Source organism: Brachybacterium kimchii (assembly GCF_023373525.1).
In the GTDB taxonomy this organism is placed as follows: Bacteria; Actinomycetota; Actinomycetes; order Actinomycetales; family Dermabacteraceae; genus Brachybacterium; species Brachybacterium kimchii.
In genome coordinates this window covers 2,244,726-2,262,756 of sequence record NZ_CP097218.1, presented here as the reverse complement: position 1 = coordinate 2,262,756, position 18,031 = coordinate 2,244,726, and the positions used below count along the sequence as shown (strand labels likewise).

The window sequence follows — 18,031 nt, the reverse complement described above, 5'->3', positions numbered from 1 at the left end:
GGCGTCGGCGCGCCGCGCGCGTCGGCCGAGCCACCGTATCGGTGCGGGCAGGACGGTCGCTGGGCCAGGGCCGTCCGGCCCGACGCCCCTGATGCCGCAGTCCTGCGCGGCGCGGCCGATGCTTCCCCCTTTAGTCCCTTCCTACGCCTCGGCTCCGGCCCCGGCCCGTGCCCCGGTGCGGAACCGGGACACGTACTCCTGGAAGTCCCAGCCCTCGCGGGTCGCCGTCCCGTCGAGGAAGTCGGTCGCGGCCTGCCGTCCGGTGCGGTAGAGCTTCTCGCGGTCCTCGTCCGAGAGGTCGAACTGGGTGGGCTTCACGAAGCTCGTGTCGATGAAGATCGTGCGTGCCTGCACGTGCGGGTCGTCGATGTGCATGCGGTCGCGCGCGCCGATGAGGGTGTCCAGCAGGGCGAGCGCATACGAAAGGGCGCCGCGGATGCGGTTCACCGGGGCCGGATCGGCCGGCGGACGGGCCGAGAGCTTGATGCCGAACGTGGGCCAGCGCGGGAGAGCGCCGTCGGCCCGATCGAAGACGCCGACGGGGAAGTTCGAGAGCATCCCGCCGTCCACGAGGTATGCGCGCCGCCCCTGCGAGGTCGCCCATCGCACGGGCCGGAAGAAGAAGGGCATCGCGGTCGAGGCGCGCACGGCCTCGGCGACAGGGAGGTCGGCGGCCGTCATGCCGTACTTGCCGGAGTCGCGGGGCAGCAGCCGCAGCCGCCCCGCCGTGACGTCGGAGGCGGTGACGACCAGGCGGGACGCGCCGGTGTCCGTGCCGGCGCCGGTGGACGAGTCCGCGACGGCGTCCTCGACGGACCGACCGTTCCCGACGGGCCGACCGTTCCCGACGGGCCGGTCGGGCGCCTCGCCCTCGGGGTCCTGGTAGGGGAGATCGGCGAAGGTGAACGGACGGGAGGGATCGGCGGGCCGCGCGTGCTCGGCCAGCTGGTCGGCGAGCCACGTTCCCACGTACCTCCCGTGATGCACGCCCTTGCGCACGAGGATCGCGACCGCCTTGCCCACCAGCGGACGCGTCCACCAGGGGCCGTCGCAGAACTTCTCGTAGTCGATCTCGCGCAGGAGCCCCACCAGGTCTTTGGCGGGCACGTCGGCGGCGACCAGCGCCCCGGCGATCGCTCCCGCGGACGAGCCGGCGACCCGGCCGAAGCGATACCCGCGCTCCTCGAGCACCTCGATCGCGCCTGCGAGGGCGATGCCCTTCACGCCGCCGCCCTCGAGCACGAGGTCGGCGCGGGAGGGCTGGGAATCCGCCTCCGGGGAAGCAGGCATGGAACTCATCATGGCGACAGCCTCTCGCGGACCGACGGGGCCGGGCGTGGAGTCCGCACTGCGGTCCCGGGTGGAGCTGACGAGTTCTGGTGGCGCGAGCGCGACGCTTAGACCCTCGGCGCGCCGTGACCGGTGGTGCCACGCGGGGCGTGGGCACCGTGCTCGCCGACGGCTGCATTTTTGGCAGGGTTCTCGTGGACACCAGTATGCCGCGCTGGACGGCGGAACCTGGCTGCGAGGTCGTCGCCTTCGATTGAAGGGCAAAAGTACGGGCACGAATGCGGAATGGCAGATCGGTGTGCGTAAGGGCTCCTGATCGCGACCTCGGTGCGGATGCTGGCGCTGAACCCTGCACCGACCCGGATCCGCTGAGGGCTGGATGCTCAGTCCGCGATCTGCTTGGCGTACTCCTCCATGTTGTCCTCCTTCAGGGCCGTGCGCAGGGCGTCCATGCCCTTCTCGTCGCTCGCGACGACGCTCGCCCCGCCGGAGGTCGTCGCCGGATCGCCATGCGGCGCGGCGAGGAAATGCAGGTCGCTGCCCCGCAGATTCCTGTTCGAGAGGCCCAGCTTCACGATGGCCTGAGAGGTGAGTCCGTCGTCGGTGGTGAGATACGGGGAGAGGGCGGTGACGGTGTCACGCATCTTCCCCGGGGACGAGAGGGTGTCGCCGCTGATCAATTTCATCGCGACGGCCTTGAGCAGCTGCTGCTGGTTCTGATTGCGGGCGAAGTCGCCTCCGGAGAGGTGCTTGCGCTCGCGGGAGAAGGTCAGCGCCTCCTTCCCGTTCAGGTGCTGCGTCCCGGCGGTGAAGGTCGTGCCGCCGCGCTCGAAGGACTCCGGGACGTTCACGTCGACGCCGCCGAGCGAGTCGACGAGACCTTCGATGCCGTCGAAGTCGATGAGGGCGACGTGGTCGATGGGGGTCTTCGTGTAGTTCTCGACGGTGGTGACTGCGAGGGGGAGACCGCCGTAGGCGAGGGCGGAGTTGATGCGGTCCTTTCCGTGGCCGGGGATGTCGATGTAGAGGTCGCGGGGGAACGAGACGATGTACGCCTCGCCGCCATCGGCGGGGATGTGCACGAGCATCATGGCGTCGGAGCGCTGTCCCGACACGCCTTCGGAGCCCGCGTCCTGCGCGCTGCGCTTGTCCGATCCCAGAAGCAGAATATTCTGCCCGCTGCCGCCGGCCTTGCGGTCACCATCCGACGACCCCTTGTCCAGGCTGACCGTCGTGCGCTTCTGGTAGGCGGAGTCGAGCGAGTGCATGTAGCGGCCGACGATGATCCCGCCGGTGGCGACCAGAGCGGCCACGATGAGGAGCGCGATCAGCACTCCTCTCCAGCGGCGACGGCGGGGAGAGACGGCTCCCGTTCCCTCGGGCAGATCGGTGGGGTCAGACATGGAGCTCCCAGTCGGGGACGGCAGGGGTCAGGCGGCACAATACGGCACGCGGAGCGGGAGCCCGTGCTGCAGGATGGCCCATGTCTGACCGCGGAACTCGGCGATACTCTAGGCACGCCCTCCTTCCCTCGGACCCTTCGCGCCTGCGCAGGATCCTCCGCTCCCCAGCGGTCACTCCCCGAGTCCGGAACTGGATGAGAATTCTTCTGATCAGCCATTACTACGCCCCAGAGTTCGGAGCCCCCCAGCGACGCTGGTCCGCGCTCGTGAGGCGCTTCATCGCTGCCGGTCACCAGGTGACCGTGATGACCCCTGTTCCGCACTACCCGGCGGGTCGACCGACTGCTGACCAGGCCCAGTGCCACCACGTCGGCGGCACCGAAACCGGGATGCACGGGGAGACCATCGTGCGCACTCACTATCTTGCTCACCGAGGGGACATCGTCACGCGCAGCGCGGACCACGCCCTCGCGGCGATAGACGGCCTGCGCAGATCCCTGCTGCGCTTCCGGCGACGGTCCGCGCGGCCCGACGTCATCATCGCGACCGCTCCGGCGATCGACAGCCTGTTCGCCGGCACGATTCTCTCCCGGCTCTGGCGCGTGCCGCTCGTCGTGGAGATGCGGGATGCGTGGCCGGATCTCGTGACGCATGTGGGGGCGGCGGTGCGCCACGAACGGGTATCCGGCGGCGAGGATCCTCCTGCCCCTGATCCCGCCCGGCCCCCGCGGCGTTCTCTTCCGCGCCAGGCGATCGGGGTTGTGAAGGCCCAGGTGCATTTGCTGGTCTCCGCCTGGCAGCGCGACGCCGCCCAGGTGGTGACCACGACCTCTCGCTTCGCGGGCGTGCTGAGGAAGCGCGGGATCGCCCGGGTCGACGTGGTGCGCAACGGCGCGGATCTCAACGTCGTCCAGCCCCAGCGCGACCACGTCCCGGCACATGAAGAGCTGCGCTGCCTGTATCTGGGGAACATGGGGCGCTCACAGGGTCTGGAGACCGTGGTGCGGGCGGCGGCGCGAGTGCACGCGGAGGGCGTGCCGATCCGGGTGCGCTTGGTCGGCCACGGCGCCGAGAGGGAGCGCCTGGACGGGCTCGCTCGGGAGCTCGGTGCGCCGGTTGAGGTGCACCCTCGCATCCCGTACTCAGAGGTCGGCGAGCAGTACGCCTGGGCAGACACCGTGCTGGTCTCGCTGCGCAGCTGGGAGCCGTTCACCTGGACCGTGCCCTCGAAGCTCTACGAGCTGCTCGCGACGGGACGGCACGTCACCGCCCTGGTGGCGGGGGAATCAGCCGACGTGGTTCGGGCATCCGGTGCGGGCGACGTAATTCAGCCGGAGGACGTCGACGCGCTGGTCGATCTCTGGCGGGACCTGCAGGCCGACCGCGAGCGGGTCGCCGTGCGCGCGTCCGGTCGCAACTGGGTGCGCGAGCACGCGAGCGATGACGTGCTGGCGCGCCGGTATCTCGAGATCCTCACCGAGGTCCGGGAGGGCTGAACGGGGCGGTCGACCCTGCACGGCCGTCGGCCTCAACCCGCCTTCGCGGCGTACTCCTCCATGGTGTCGTCCTTCAGGGCGGTGCGCAGGGCCTCCATGCCCTTCTCATCGCCCGCGACGACGCTGGCGCCGCCGGAGGTGGTGTAGGGGTCGCCGTGCGGTGCGGCCAGGAAGTGCATGTCGCTTCCGCGCAGTCCCCGGTTCGCGAGCCCGAGCTTCACGATCGTTCCGGAGTCCAGACCGTCGTCGGTGGTGAGGTACGGGGAGATGTTCTCGACCGCGTCCTTGAGCTTCCCCGGTGAGGTGAGGGTGTCCCGGCTGATCATCTTCACGACGATCGCCTTGAGAAGCTGCTGCTGGTCGCGGTTGCGCTGGAAGTCGCCGTCGGCGAAGGACTTCCTCTCGCGCGCGAACACCAGGGCCTCCTTGCCATCGAGATGCTGTGTGCCCTGGGTGAAGGTCGAGCCGTCCCGCTCGAAGGACTTCGGGATGTTCACGTCGACGCCGCCGAGGGAGTCGACGAGCCCTTGGATGCCGTCGAAGTCGATGAGGGCGACGTGGTCGATGGGGGTTTTCGTGTAGTTCTCGACGGTGGTGACTGCGAGCGGGAGGCCGCCGTAGGCGAGGGCGGAGTTGATGCGGTCCTTTCCGTGGCCGGGGATGTCGATGTAGATGTCGCGGGGGAACGAGACGATGTACGCCTCGCCGCCGTCGGCGGGGATGTGCACGAGCATGATCGTGTCGGAGCGCTGGCCGCTGACCTTCTCGGCCGCGGCGTCCTGCGGGTTCCTCTTGTCCGAGCCGAGCAGGAGAATGTTCGTCCCCGAACCGCTGAGACCGCTGTTGTCGTCGTCGAGGCTGACCACCGTGCGCTTCTGGTAGGCGTTGTCGAGCGAGTACAGGTAGCGACCGACCACGATCCCGACCACGGCGATCAGGCAGAGGACGACGAGCAGGGCGATCAGGGCGGTCCTGCGCCGACGGCGGGGACGGCGACGGATCGCGCCGTCGGCCTCCGGGAGATCGAAGTCCTCGTTCATGGTGCCTCTCGGGAAAAGAGCGGGTACGAGGTGACTTTAAGCCAAGGGATCGCGTAAAGGTAGCGAGGTATGTGGAGGGAATGAGGGGAGGTGGAGTGCGCGTGCGCGGTTGTTGGGCTCGGATTCGCGTCCTCTTTCTCCTGCTCACACTTGATGGACGATCTGGCCGTCCTTGATGGTGGTGAGGACCTCGATGTCACGGAGGTCCTGCGGGGGTGTGGCGAGGGGGTCGGCGGAGAGGATGACGAGGTCAGCGCGCATGCCGGCGCGGATCATGCCCTTGGACTCCTCCTCGCCGTACTGGTACGCGGCGTCGGTGGTGACGGCGCGCAGGGCTTCCCAGGTGGAGATGCGCTGCTCGAGGCCGATGGGCCGGCCGGTGCGACTGATGCGGTTCACGGCGGCCCAGATGCTCAGCAGCATGTCCGGAGGCGTGACGGGGGAGTCCTGGTGGAGGGTGACGCGGACGCCGCGGTCCAGGGCCGAGCGGGCGGGGGAGATGCGCCTGCCGCGGACGGGGCCGAAGTTGGTCATGTGGGCGTCGCCCCAGAACCAGGTGTGGACGGAGAAGATCGAGGCGATCATGCCCAGTGGTGCCATGCGGTCGAGCTGGTCGTCACGGACCGTCTGGGCGTGGATCATGACGGGGCGTGTGTCGAGGAGGGCGGGGTTCTGGGCGCCCACCCGCTCGATGGTGTCGATCCAGAGCTGCGCGGCGGCGTCGCCGTTGCAGTGGGCGATCAGCTGGACGCCGGCTGCGGCGAGCTCGCGGGTCCAGGTCTCGACCTGTTCCGGTGGAATCGTGGGGTAGGCGCAGCCTGGCTTCTCGTCTCCGGGGATGGGTTCGTACGGCTCGCTCATCCAGGCGGAGCGGGCCTGCGGGGAGCCGTCGAGGATCATCTTGCATCCGCCCAGGCGCAGGTGCCTCACGTAGTCCCCCGTGAATTCGTCGTGGGCCGCGAGGGCCTCGGTGCCCCAGCGTGCGATCGGATAGACCACGAGGTCCAGGGGAAGCGCTCCCTTGCGCGCGGCCTCGACGAGCGAGCCAACGGTGCCGGGATCGGCGGCGCCCTCCTGCGCGGTGGTGATGCCATGGCGCAGGTAATCCTCGGCGGCGAGGGCGACGGCCGTGGACGCGTCGGCGGCGCCGCCGGGGACCAGCCCGCCCTTTCCCTCAGGATCGAGGACCGTGAAGAGTGCCGCCATCGCCGGGTGCTCCTCCACGTAGCCGTCCGGGGTGCCATCCGCGCGCCGGCCGAATCGGCCGCCCTCGGGATCGGGTGTGCTGGCGTTGATCTCCGCGGCCTCGATCAGGATCGAGTTCCCGACCGCCACATGCATGCTGCGATGAAGAGCGAAGACGGGCAGATCCGCCGTGACGGCGTCGAGGTCGTCCCGCGTGGGGTGGCGCCCTTCGACCAGCTGTGACGGGTCGTACCGTGCACCGATCAGCGGGGAGGTGTCTCCGGACTCGCGCTCCGCGAGCCGCGCGCGGAAGGCCTCGATGATGTCCGCAATGCTGCGGGTGCCCTCGAGATCGACCAGGGCGGCGAGCATCCCGTGCTGGAGCATGTGCCCGTGGGAGTCGATGAACGAGGGCATCAGTGTGCGGCCTCTCAGATCGACCTCGATGACGCCTGCGCCGCGCCCGCGGAGATCGGCAAGAGAGCCGACGCCGGTGATCCTGCCGTCCTCCACGAGGACGGCCTCCGGTGAGTCATCCTGATCGGCCATGGTGATGATTCGGCCGGAGTGGTAGAGCGTGCTCACGAGTGGGGTCCTTCCGAGTGCTGGTGCACGGGTGTTGCGGGGCAGGCGGGATCGACGGACCGGGCTGCAGGCTCGGCAGCATCGGGGTCCGGGACCTGTCCGCTCAAGGTCCAGGTACGGCGACCGATGCTGCGCGTGACGAGCATGATCACGAAGTAGGCGACGGTCAGGGCTGCCATGATGCCGAGCGCTGCAGGGAGGCCGAAGCTGCCGGCGAAGGCGGCGGAGATCGTGAGCATCGCCGGGATGTAGAGCATCTCGGGGAGGTTCATCAGGCCCATCTCAGCCATCGTGGTGGTCCGCATGCGGGGATCGAGGATACGCACCAGCGCGAGGCCGGTGGGCGTCGTCCCCGTCAGCGTTCCGAACATGCCCATGGTGCGCTCGAAGTCGTGGTCGCTGCCGTAGCGCTGACCGAGGAGGAACACCAGAACGACTGTCACCGCGGTCGCCACGACGCACGTCACGAGGATCGGTACCAGCCACGCCACGACCACCACGGCCTGGACCGCCATGAAGGATGCGACGACCACGTAGTCCGTGGCGAAGCCGGTGATCTTGGCCTGCAGCTGCCGATCGATGAGATGGGTGACGCCCATCCTGCTCAGTATCCAGCGCACGGCATAGGCCGCGAGCAGGCCGTTCATGAACATCATCCCGCTCATCGTGTCACCGATGAACCCGGGGATGAAGCCGAGGATCCAGGCGAGCACGTGGGCCAGCACATAGGAGATCCCCATGAGCGCTATGTGGAGCGAGAGGGTGTCGATGTTACCGGAGAAGGTGGTCTCCGAGCCGACGGACTCCGTCTCCTCGTCGTGGCGGAAGAACCCCTTGGCGACCGAGGCGGAGATGCCCATCGAATGGGTGGCGAGCCCGCGGGTCATGCCCCACTTGGCAAGCGGGACACCCACGAGGAATGCGACGGCGAAACCTGCCGACGCGAAGGCCAGGCCGACGTCGACGGCGTTCGACCATCCCTGCTGCTCGAAGATCCCCGCGAACGTGACCGCCTGCCCCGGCCCCTGCGCGAAGGCGAACGGGACCATGAATCCATAGACCGCGTCCATCCCGCCGAAGCGGCCCGTGACGGCGACGGTGGCCACCCCGATCAGAGCTTGCACGACGAAGACGAAGCTCCAGGTCAGTCCCATTGCCCAGGCGCCTCGGAGCAGCGTGCGGCGCATTCCTCCTTCATCGTCGCTCGTCGTGGACGGAGGCGGGGTGAGCCCGATGGAGATAAAGGAGAGTGTGAACAGCTCGCTGGTGATCGTGGTGAACAGTGTGTGGTCCACACCGTCGATCACCCCGGCGAGCCCCACGTTCATGGCGATGGCCCCGAGGAACCCGGCGATGACGAAGGCGGGGACCATGTTGGTGCGCAGGAAGGGGACCCACCGTCGCAGTGCCATGCCGAGGAGACAGAAGACGCCGATGAGGGAAAGGCCGAATACTGCTGACACGGGGGCTCCTAGCCGTGGCCGCGTGCGACGAGCACAGGAGCGATCGTCGGTCTGCGGGCCGGTGATGGACGTCGTGGGGAGGTTATCGCGAACCCTCAGCTCGCCTGGATCGCTCCCGATATGCGCTCGCGAAGAGCGACGAACTGCGGCATCGCCCGCATCTCCTTGCCCGGCGGGCGGCCGAGCACGGATTCCAGGTCGATGACCTCGTCCAGGAGAATGCGGCCGGGTCGAGGGCTCATCACCAGCACGCGGTTGCCGAGGAACACGGCCTCGTCGACGTCATGCGTGATGAAGAAGATCGTCTTGTGCTGCGACCGATGGATCTCGAGAAGATCGGCCTGGAGCTTGTCGCGGGTAATCGCGTCGAGAGCGCCGAAGGGCTCGTCCATGAGGATGATGTCCGGATCGGTGGCGAGCACGCGGGCGATCTGGGCGCGCTGCTGCATTCCCCCGGAGAGCTCGTACGGGCGGGAATCGGCGAAGTCCTGCAGTCCCACGGTCTCCAGGAAGTGGGAGGCGCGCTCGCGACGCTCGGCCTTGCCCATGCCACGGATGCGAAGACCGAGAGCCACATTGTCGAGCACACTGAACCAGGGGTAGAGGTTCGCGTTCTGGAAGACGACGCCGCGTCCTGCCGCGGGGCCTTGTACCCGATCTCCGTTGGCCAGGACCGTGCCCTCCGTGGGTGTGAGGAAGCCGGCGATCATCTTCAGCAGGGTGGTCTTGCCACAGCCCGAGGGCCCCACCACGCACACGAACTGGCCCCGAGGGATCTCCAGGTCGACCGTGCTGAGGGCGGCGACGGAGCTGCCGCCGTCGGTCGTGTAGTGATGACGGACGTCGCGGAACTCGATCTCGCTCTCCGCGACCGGCCGAGGCGCGGGTCCGCTCGCAGGCTGTGGCGCTGCGCTGCTCATCGTGCGGCCTCCAGGGCATCGGGGTAGAGCATGCCGGCGTACTGCTGGGGCGTTGCCTCCGCGTCGATCTCCTTCTGCTCGAGCAGGAAGTCGGCGGTTGCGGCGAGAACCTCGGGCAGGGTCTTGCCGTAGTGCTTGTCGGAGAGCTGCTGCGCGGGCGTGAGGTACTCGTAGCCCTTCATCAGCTTCAAGGCGTCCTTGCGAGGCGTCCCGAGCTGGGCGGCGAGGGAGTCCGAGGCGGCCTCCTTGTCCTCTCTCATCATCTCCACGCCTCGGCCCTGGGCGATGCCCCACATCTTCATGAACTCCGGGTTCTTATTGATGAAGTCGCGGGTTCCGGCCTCGAGGTCGTAAGTCGCTGCGCCGGTCTTCGCGGTGTCAGCGCTGGACATGATCACGGTGCCGTCGGCGGCGAGATCGCCGAGGGTGGGCTCCCAGACCCAGGCCGCGTCGATCTCACCGCGCTGCCAGGCGGCCTGCATGGCGTCGGTCGAGAGGTTCACGATCTGCACCTTCCCGCTCATGCCGGCCTTCTGGAGCGCATTCAGCAGCGAGAAGTGGGAGGTCGACCCGAAGGGCACCGCGATCCGCTTCCCGCCGAGGCCCTTAAGGTCCTTGATCGAGGAGTCGCGGACCACGAGCGATTCAGCGGTGCCGATGACGTCGTGCAGCCACACGATCTGGAGGTCGACGTCGAGCGGGGCCGAGCGTCCCTTGACGGCCGGGCTCGAACCGACCTGGGCGAGGTCGACACTGCGGGACCCGAACGCCTGCAGCACGTCGCCGCCGGAGTTCATCTGCACCCAGGAGATGTCCGCGTTGGGCATGCAGTTTTCGAGGATCCTGCGGTCCTTGACCACGAGATCGCCGTTGGGGATCGGCTGCCAGGCGATGCGCGCCGTGGTGGTGATCGAGGGGTCCGGGTCCACGGGGCACGGCTCGCTGACGACGTCCGAGTCGGGGTGGACGGTGCGGCCGGGCTGCACGCATCCGGTCAAGGCCACCGCGGCGATGGCGAGCATCGCACCGGCCCGACGCAGGCGCGCCGCGCGAAGAGGGGGGAGCACGCGGATCACGCCTTTCCGTGCCAGGGGGTCAGGAGATCGCCGAGCTTTGCGATCAGGGCGTCGAGGAGCACCGCGACCACACCGATGAGCACCACGCAGGCGATCACGAGAGCCGTGTTCAGCTGGGTGCCCGCGAGGTAGGCGATGCCGCCGATGCCGGGGATGCCGTTGTTGAGCTCGGCCGCGACCACGGTGGTCCACGCGAAGCCGACCGCGAGCCGGACGCCGCTGACGATGCTGTTCAGCGACGCCGGCAGAATCACGAAGCGGATCGACTGCCAGCGGCTCGCGCCCATGGACTGCGCGGCCTGGATGCGATCCGCCGAGACGTCGCGCACGCCGTTCATCGTCGCGAGCACGATCGGAGGGAACGCGGCGAGGAACAGCAGCCAGTACTTCGCGGCGTCGCCGATGCCGACCCAGACGATGATCAAACCGATGTAGCCCAGCGGCGGCAGGGCGCGGATGAAGTTGAGGTACGGGGCGAGCGCCAGGGTGGTCCACTTCGAGGCGGCCATCGCGAAGCCGATGATGGTGCCGGCGATCAGTGCCGCGCCCACGCCCACGGCCATGCGCTGGAGGCTCGCGACCAGGTGCTCCCACAGGTAGTAGTTCTGCACGCCGCAGACCTTGCGCAGCGCGCCTTCGGCGACGGGGACGCACGAGTTCGCGTTCCAGAAGGCCTTCCAGACGGTGCCGGGCCCGGGCAGGAACTGCGCGGAGACCAGATGCATCCCGGCGACGATTGTCCACACCAGGAAAATCACGATGAGCACGCCAACCTGGATCCCGCGATTGCGCAGCCAGATCAGCGATCTGGAGCGGCGTGTGGGGATGCTTGGCGGGGGTCCGGTCGGCTGCTCCGTGGTGGCTGGGACCGCGGTCTGCGCCGGGGCCGGCAGTGCACTGCCAGCAGTTTCTCGGGCGTCCTCGTCCATTGACGCTGCTCTCGTGGGGAAGGGATGTGAGATGGCAGACAGGAAGTTACCACTGCCGGGGATCGTGGAGCCGGGTGGCAACGCGGGCAAACGGACGTATGACAACAAATCGGCGCTTATGAGGGGGTATGGCCACCCTCCGGTGGTCCGCGACACGAGCACTCGCTATCATTCGCTGGATCCTCCCCGCCTCGTCCTCCTCCGAAAGGCCAGCCGAAAGTGCTCATCTCTGCTGTCTCGCGTGCCATCAGAAGCAGTTCGCTTCTCGCGGCGTCGGCCGGGCAGCACCTGCGGGATGACCCTGCCGTGCTCGTGCTCCAGGTAGCGCGACGGATCCCCATGGGGGCCCGCGCGCGAATGGGACGTGTGTTGCAGTCGGTACGAGTCCTCGGGCCGCGCGCCCGGGGGGTTGCCTCCTTCGGTGCCTTCGTCGCCGGGGATGACCTCGCCTCACTTGCGCTCGCGAAGTCGGCGCTCAGCGTGCACTCCAGGATGGGTTTAGAGGTCGCAGTACTCCTTGATCGCCATGACCTCATCGATTCAAGTGCCTCACCATTGCTTCGAGCGCGTGCGAAGACGGCACTTGGAGACATTGACGGGGCGCTCTTTGTGCTTGAGGAGGCTGGACTGGGGCGCACAGTTCAGGCTGGACGTCTTCGCAGTGAGCGTCGACTAATGAGCCCAGGCATTCAACTGCATGCGCCTTCTATCGATCGACGAGTGAGGCACCTTGCCCTGAGCGGATCGGGGCAACCAAGGCGCGTTCTTCATTTTATCACGAACTCGCTCCCGCACACTCAGTCCGGCTACTCACTGCGAACTCATCGTATCCTCAGCTCAATGAGCGAGGCAGGTATCGACTCCGTCGCACTTACGCGCACTGGTTACCCTGTGATGGTTGGAAAGTTCTGGGCAAAAGACGAAGATCTAGTCGACGGTATTCGGTACACACGTTGCCTTCCGGGGCGTCTGGGCGAGACTCCGGAGAGTCGTCTCGAGCAGGAGGTTGCAAGGGCGATGGAGTTAGTCGACGAGTTCGATCCGCACGTGCTCCACGCCACGACGGACTATCGGAATGCTCTGGTCGCACAGGCCGTCAGCGCCGAGACCGGTATTCCGTGGGTCTTTGAGGTTCGCGGCCTGATGGAGCAGACATGGATAGCTTCACATCGCACGCCCACATCCCGAGAGGCCGCATCTGCGTCACAGAAGGCCTCTCTTGTATCTGCGCGCGAGGGAGAACTTGCTGCTCAAGCAGGAGCAGTCATCACCTTGAGTCAGACGATGGCAGACGAACTTGAGAGGCGGGGTGTTGACGCTGGGGTAATTACTGTGGTCCCGAACGGCGTCGAAAAATCGCTTCTCGACCAGGACCTAACCCCCCAGGGCGCGCGAAACAGACTTGGGCTAGATGTGCCACCAGATGCCTTCGTTGTCGGTGCGGTGAGCGCCCTGGTTCCCTACGAGGGCCACGATGTGCTTCTGCATGCTGTTTCCGAAATTTTGCACTCGAGTCATGTCTCGCAGGTGGTGCGGGATCGGTTGCATGTCGTGATAGCCGGTGATGGCACGGCCGCACCCTCTTTGATCGCACTTGCGGCTGAACTCGGGATTCAGGACAGAGTCATAATGCCTGGACGAGTCCCACGAGAAGAGGCGAAGTTCTGGGTTCAAGCGTTGGACGTAGTCGTGGTGCCTCGGCTAGACCTGGACGTCTCGCGCGCAGTAACTCCGCAGAAGCCCGTCGAGGCAATGGCTCTCGGACGGCCCGTCGTGGTGAGCGATCTGCCGGCCTTGCGGGAATGCGTCACGAACAGTCGTGGGCAGATCTGCGCGACACTCGCCCCAGCTGGAGATCCATCCGGTCTCGCTCAGGCGATCGTTGACCTAGCGGATTCGGACCGCCGTCGAGCCGCCCTGGCAGACCGTGCCCACCAACTGGCCAGCGAACGGACCTGGCTCTCGATGGTGAGACGATACGTTGCGGCATACGACCGCGCTCAGTGGGAGTGCAGGGAAGGAGCCGTGGGTGGCGACTGATGTCAAAACGGCGGCCGAGGTAGTCCAAGACCTCAAGAGCCGCGGACTGGACCCCTCCGGGCTCAGTCGAGTCGGAGTTCGGCCCTCCATCGCAGAGTACCTGCGTGAGCTGTGGAACCGCCGACACTTCATCTGGATGGACTCCCACCACCGTGTGGCTACCCAGAACAGCAGAAATATTCTGGGCAACATCTGGCTCGTCCTAAGACCGTTGCTGGACGCGGCGATGTATTTCGTCATCTTCGGGATGATCCTCAGGGCCGACAGGGGCGTCGACAACTTCTCTGCGTACATCGTGATTGGTGTGCTGATGTTCCGGTCGACGACAGGGAGCATCAGCCAAGGGCCGACGATCCTCAAGTCCGGGAAGGCGATGATCAGGGCGTTCTCGTTCCCGCGTGCCGCCCTTCCCATCTCTGCCGAGCTGCGCGCTGCCATGCAGATGATCATCACAGTCACTGTGATGCTTGTGATGATCATCGTTCTACCGAAGCATGAGTATCCCCAGGTCGCGTGGCTGCTCATCGTTCCGCTGTTTCTGCTTCAGTGCGTGTTGAACCTGGGTATCTCTCTGCTGATGGCACGTGTCGGATTCCTGATACCGGATGTTGCTCAAGTGATGTCTGTCGTCTCCCGCTTACTCATGTACGGCTCCGGGATCATTTTCCCGATCGACCGGTACCTGACTCACCCCGTTGTCTCGGTTATTATTCAGGCGAACCCAGTGTTCCAGATGGTGCATATGTATAGGGAGATCCTGATGGATGGAACCGTTCCCGAAGCACGCTCATGGATCGTGCTCTCTGCGTGGGCCGTGGGACTCCTCGTTGTCGGATTTCTCTTCTTCTGGCGAGGGGAGGCGACGTACGGCGATGAACAGCGCTGATTCCAGCACTTCCAAGGCCCTCGACAGTGACGAAGAATCTATTGATAGATGGATTGCTCCAGAATCGTCAGAATTGACCGTGGCGGCGCATCAGATCAAAGTCCGCTATCGCGTCCAGCGCACAGACAGGGAGCCGCGCGACGGTCTTCGCGGACGCCTGCGCCGCACACAGCAAGTCTCAGTGGCGGCGTTGAGGGGGGTCTCCTTCACGGCTCGATCGGGAGAGTTCATCGGGGTAATCGGACGAAACGGATCCGGCAAGTCCACGTTGCTGCGAGTTCTCGCCGGCCTTGAAGCCCCTACCTCTGGAACGGTCCTTACTTCTGCGAAGCCCGCACTGCTGGGCGTGAGCGCGGCGTTGCTTCCCAGCCTTACAGGTGCCCAGAATGTGACCCTCGGTGCTCTCGCGATGGGTCTTTCGCCCTCACGTGCCGAGGAGATCTTTCCGGAGGTTATCGAACTCTCGGCGCTCGGCGATGCGATACACCACCCTATGCGCACCTATTCATCGGGTATGGCCGCTCGTCTGAAGTTCGCCATCTCCCTCGCAGCAGATCCATCAATCCTCATGATCGATGAGGCGCTCTCGACTGGCGACGCGACCTTCATGGAGCGATCCAAGCGGGCGATGGATTCGATGCTCAAACGTGCCGGAACAGTGTTCTTCGTGAACCACGCTGCCCAGACGATCGAGAACATGTGCTCCCGGGCCATCTGGCTTGAGCGGGGATTGGTCGTCATGGATGGGGACGCTGTCGAGGTCGCGCGTAAGTACAGATGGTTCGCGCACAATCTTGCACAGGGGAACATGTCGAAGGCCAACGGGCTCCTGGCCGATGCTCGCCGCGAGGGTGAAGATCAGCGAGAGAAGGATCGCCAGTCCGCTAGACCCGGCCCTGAGCTCCATTGGGTGCCTCGACATCTGCGGCGGGAACCGCGGAAGAAGACGCGTGCTCGTGTGGGAACTACACAAACCGATGATCCGTCGGGAGTCTCTCGATGACTTCGGCCCCATTCGAGGACGGCTATGACCTGTGCAGTGAATCAATGTGCCAGGAGGAAACGTGATGCTCCGGATCATGACGATCTACGGGACCCGTCCCGAGGCAGTGAAGGTCGCTCCGATCATCAAGGCAATCGAAGCGGCCCCGGACCTCGAGCACGTCGGTGTGATAAGTGGACAGCACCGCGAGATGCTCGATCAGGTCAACGAGCTTTTCGAACTTGTACCGGATCACGATTTGAACATCATGACCGCAGGGCAGTCACTTAACGAGATCGTCGCGCGAGTCCTCAGCGGGGTCGACGCGGTGCTGGACAAGGAACGTCCGGATGTGGTGCTCGTCCAAGGAGACACATCGACGGTACTGGGAGCGGCCATCGCTGCTTTCAATCGTCGCCTTCCGGTGGTACATCTGGAAGCGGGTCTCCGGTCAGGGGACATCGACTCTCCGTTTCCCGAGGAGGCTAACCGCCGCCTGACGAGCCAGATCTCTTCCCTGCACCTAGCGCCGACAGCGACGTCAAAGGTCAACCTGACGCGTGAGGATATCAGCGCGAACAATATCGTCGTCACGGGGAACAGCGTGATCGATGCGCTTCGGCTTGCCATGGAAAATCTCCCCGAACACTTTGAAGATGAGCGGCTGGAGCGCCTCCGGCGGAGTCATGCTGAAGGGGGCCACGGGAGGATCCTCTTGGTCACTGCACATCGGCGTGAAAACCTCGGGTCGGCGATGGTGGATATCGGACATGCGGTGGCGGAACTCGCGCACAGGTACCCGAATCTCACGGTTGTATTCCCGCTTCACAAGAACCCAGAGGTCCGAAAGGCCATTCAGCCAGCGGTCGAAGCGGTGACGAATGTCCTCCTCACCGAGCCGCTCGGATACGTAGAGTTCACGCGCCTCCTCGGACTCGCGGACATCGTGCTTACCGACTCCGGTGGCGTGCAGGAGGAAGCTCCCAGCCTGGGTAAACCTGTGCTGGTCATGCGTGAGAACACCGAGCGGCCCGAAGCGGTGCTGGCAGGTACCGTGAAGCTGGTGGGCACACATGCGCAGCGCCTTGTCGATGAGGTGTCGCTGCTTCTGGATTCAGAGGAGGCGCTAAAGGCGATGGCGAACGCCGTGAATCCGTACGGTGACGGTCACGCGGCGGAGCGGGCCATCGCGGCTATCCGGTGGAAATTTGGAAGCGGGGAGAGGATACCAGATTTTCGAATAGCTCCGTAGCCCCCGACTGCGACATTTCAAGACAACATCGACAATTAAATAAACGCAAGGAGAAGAAGATGGCAAAAAAGACAGCAACGATCGTGGGACAGGGATACGTGGGCCTTCCGCTGGCCCAGGCCGCCGCTCGCGCGGGCTGGACGGTGCACGGCCTCGATGTCACAGAGTCACTGGTGGACATGCTCAACGAGGGACACTCGCATGTCGACGATCTCAGCGATGCCGACATTCAGGAGATGCAGAGCCTGGGCTACCGTGCGACCACGGATCCCTCTGTGATTGCGAACTCCGACGTCGTGGTGGTGTGCGTTCCCACGCCGCTGGGGGCCGGAGGTAGCCCCGATCTCGGCGCGGTGAAGGGTGCGAGCAGGACCGTGGGAGACAACCTGGTCAGCGGTACGACCGTGATCCTCGAGTCGACCACCTACCCAGGCACCACAGAAGATGTCGTGAAGCCCATCCTGGAGATGGCATCCGGGCTCGCTGCGGGAGCCGACTTCCAGCTTGCCTACTCTCCTGAGCGCGTGGATCCGGGGTCGAAAAAGTTCGGAATCAAGAATACGCCGAAGCTCATGGGTGGAATCGATGATGCCTCTACGCAGGCCGCCGTGGCATTCTACGGAACGTTCGTGGATCAGCCGGTTCCGATGGATGGCATGCGCGAAGCGGAGACCGCGAAGCTCCTCGAGAACACCTTCCGCCACGTCAATATCGCACTTGTCAATGAGATGTCGAAGTTCTGCAAAGAGCTCAACATTGATATCTGGGAGGTCATCCGTGGCGCCTCGACCAAGCCGTTCGGGTTCATGAAGTTCATGCCCGGGCCAGGAGTTGGCGGGCATTGCATTCCGATCGATCCGAACTATCTCTCCTATGAGGTCCGGAACCAGCTCGGGTACCCCTTCCGGTTCGTGGAGCTTGCCCAGGAGATCAACAATTCGATGCCCCGGTACGTCGTCGACCGCGTCGGCGCGCTACTCAACGAGCATCGTAAGCCGCTCAACGGCTCAAGTGTTCTTCTCCTGGGTATCACCTACAAGGCGGACATCGCGGACCAGCGCGAGTCGCCCGCAATTCCGGTGGCGGAGGTGCTGCGTGAGCGAGGTGCCGACGTCCGCTTCCACGATCCGCTCGTGGACAGCTGGAAGGTCGATGGCACGGAGATCGCGCGCGAGCAGGACCTTGACCAGGCGGTTCGGGACGCCGACGTCGTCGTGATCCTCCAGGCGCATGACTCCTACGACCTGGAGCGGCTTGCCGCAGCGTCCAAGATCATGTTGGACACACGCGGCACGGCACCGAAGCCCGCCGTGCTTCTGTGACCTCGTCCTTCTCTGCGGGCGCTCGCACGCACTCCTGAATGCGTGCGAGCGTCCATGACTCCCTCATAAGGTGACCCATGACAGGATCTCGACTTTTCGATGGCGCCTCAGTTGCCTGCGGTGCAAGCTCGCCTTCTGGATGTGACGCCATGCGAGAGATCA

At 65.6% G+C, this 18,031-nt stretch carries 14 protein-coding genes; 6 read left to right on the top strand and 8 right to left on the bottom strand.

The window, feature by feature from the left end:
* Nucleotides 1–141: 141 nt before the first annotated feature.
* Together M4486_RS10600 and M4486_RS10595 are read right to left on the bottom strand one after the other, a co-directional pair.
* Nucleotides 142–1,290 carry a patatin-like phospholipase family protein gene (locus M4486_RS10600; RefSeq protein WP_429798293.1) on the bottom strand — a complete coding sequence of 383 codons (1,149 nt, stop codon included), beginning with the start codon at nucleotides 1,288–1,290 and terminating at the stop codon, nucleotides 142–144.
* A gap of 383 nt (nucleotides 1,291–1,673) precedes the next feature.
* Complete coding sequence (locus M4486_RS10595; protein WP_249477085.1) at nucleotides 1,674–2,693, bottom strand: LCP family protein; 1,020 nt, start codon at nucleotides 2,691–2,693, stop codon at nucleotides 1,674–1,676.
* 194 nt (nucleotides 2,694–2,887) lie between these two features.
* Between M4486_RS10595 and M4486_RS10590 the strand changes: the two genes are divergently transcribed.
* The gene (locus tag M4486_RS10590) at nucleotides 2,888–4,189 is read left to right on the top strand and encodes a glycosyltransferase family 4 protein (protein ID WP_249477083.1); all 1,302 of its coding nucleotides are present in this window, start codon (nucleotides 2,888–2,890) and stop codon (nucleotides 4,187–4,189) included.
* 32 nt (nucleotides 4,190–4,221) lie between these two features.
* Here the strand turns inward: M4486_RS10590 and M4486_RS10585 are convergent, their stop codons facing one another.
* The 6 genes from M4486_RS10585 to M4486_RS10560 all read right to left on the bottom strand — a co-directional run bounded on the left by M4486_RS10585 (nucleotide 4,222) and on the right by M4486_RS10560 (nucleotide 11,225).
* Entirely contained in the window at nucleotides 4,222–5,229 is a 1,008-nt protein-coding gene (locus M4486_RS10585; RefSeq protein ID WP_249477081.1) for an LCP family protein, read from the bottom strand.
* A gap of 144 nt (nucleotides 5,230–5,373) precedes the next feature.
* Nucleotides 5,374–6,999 (bottom strand): amidohydrolase, encoded by a 1,626-nt coding sequence (locus M4486_RS10580; RefSeq protein WP_249477079.1) that lies wholly within the window; start codon nucleotides 6,997–6,999, stop codon nucleotides 5,374–5,376.
* On the bottom strand, nucleotides 6,996–8,462 hold the full coding sequence (locus tag M4486_RS10575; protein ID WP_249477077.1) for a sodium/glutamate symporter: 1,467 nt from the start codon (nucleotides 8,460–8,462) through the stop codon (nucleotides 6,996–6,998). Before M4486_RS10575 ends, M4486_RS10580 begins: the two co-directional genes overlap by 4 nt.
* 95 nt (nucleotides 8,463–8,557) lie before the next feature.
* Nucleotides 8,558–9,382: an ABC transporter ATP-binding protein gene (locus M4486_RS10570; protein ID WP_249477075.1), complete on the bottom strand. Its 825-nt coding sequence runs from the start codon at nucleotides 9,380–9,382 to the stop codon at nucleotides 8,558–8,560.
* A complete protein-coding gene (locus tag M4486_RS10565) occupies nucleotides 9,379–10,449 on the bottom strand; it encodes a taurine ABC transporter substrate-binding protein (protein ID WP_249477073.1) in 1,071 nt (356 codons plus the stop codon). Before M4486_RS10565 ends, M4486_RS10570 begins: the two co-directional genes overlap by 4 nt.
* A 5-nt stretch (nucleotides 10,450–10,454) precedes the next feature.
* Complete coding sequence (locus M4486_RS10560) at nucleotides 10,455–11,225, bottom strand: ABC transporter permease (protein ID WP_249477071.1); 771 nt, start codon at nucleotides 11,223–11,225, stop codon at nucleotides 10,455–10,457.
* A 501-nt stretch (nucleotides 11,226–11,726) separates the two neighbouring features.
* Here M4486_RS10560 and M4486_RS10555 point away from each other — a divergent pair.
* The 5 genes from M4486_RS10555 (at nucleotide 11,727) to M4486_RS10535 (ending at nucleotide 17,869) form a co-directional block, all read left to right on the top strand.
* On the top strand, nucleotides 11,727–13,427 hold the full coding sequence (locus M4486_RS10555) for a glycosyltransferase (RefSeq protein WP_346731782.1): 1,701 nt from the start codon (nucleotides 11,727–11,729) through the stop codon (nucleotides 13,425–13,427).
* Nucleotides 13,417–14,313: an ABC transporter permease gene (locus M4486_RS10550; protein ID WP_249477067.1), complete on the top strand. Its 897-nt coding sequence runs from the start codon at nucleotides 13,417–13,419 to the stop codon at nucleotides 14,311–14,313. Before M4486_RS10555 ends, M4486_RS10550 begins: the two co-directional genes overlap by 11 nt.
* Nucleotides 14,300–15,316 carry an ABC transporter ATP-binding protein gene (locus tag M4486_RS10545; protein ID WP_249477066.1) on the top strand — a complete coding sequence of 339 codons (1,017 nt, stop codon included), beginning with the start codon at nucleotides 14,300–14,302 and terminating at the stop codon, nucleotides 15,314–15,316. The genes M4486_RS10550 and M4486_RS10545 overlap by 14 nt, the downstream gene beginning before the upstream one ends.
* Nucleotides 15,317–15,380: 64 nt before the next feature.
* Nucleotides 15,381–16,547 carry a non-hydrolyzing UDP-N-acetylglucosamine 2-epimerase gene (gene wecB, locus M4486_RS10540; RefSeq protein ID WP_249477065.1) on the top strand — a complete coding sequence of 389 codons (1,167 nt, stop codon included), beginning with the start codon at nucleotides 15,381–15,383 and terminating at the stop codon, nucleotides 16,545–16,547.
* Nucleotides 16,548–16,606: 59 nt separating this feature from the next.
* A complete protein-coding gene (locus M4486_RS10535; protein ID WP_249477063.1) occupies nucleotides 16,607–17,869 on the top strand; it encodes a nucleotide sugar dehydrogenase in 1,263 nt (420 codons plus the stop codon).
* Nucleotides 17,870–18,031: the final 162 nt, after the last annotated feature.